1 protein-coding gene is annotated in these 299 nt (G+C 70.6%); it reads right to left on the reverse strand.

Annotated elements, in window-relative coordinates; translation table 11 throughout:
• Positions 1–299: transposase (locus NE591_RS14570; protein WP_256157024.1), on the reverse strand; the 299-nt coding region annotated here is incomplete at both ends.

Consider the following 299-nt stretch of genomic DNA (forward strand, 5'->3'; position numbering starts at 1 on the left):
GTCGCCAGCATGAGCGCGCTCTTGCCGTCCGGGAAGGTGCCGACGACCCGCGTTCGGCGGCGGATCTCGTGGTTCAGCCGCTCGATGGCATTGTTGGTGCGGATGCGTCTCCAGTGCCGCGCGGGGAAGCGCGTGTAGGTCAGCGTCTCCGCGACGCCGTCGCGGACGCACTTGGCGGCCGCCGCCAGCCACATGTCCTCCAGCTTGGCGGCGACACGGCCGGCCTTCTCCGTGCTCGCCTCCAGAGACTCCTGGGCATGGACGGCCTTGAGCATCGCGGCCACCTCGGCGCGCTTGGA

This window comes from Adlercreutzia sp. DFI.6.23 (assembly GCF_024462535.1).
Lineage (GTDB): Bacteria > Actinomycetota > Coriobacteriia > Coriobacteriales > Eggerthellaceae > Adlercreutzia > Adlercreutzia rubneri.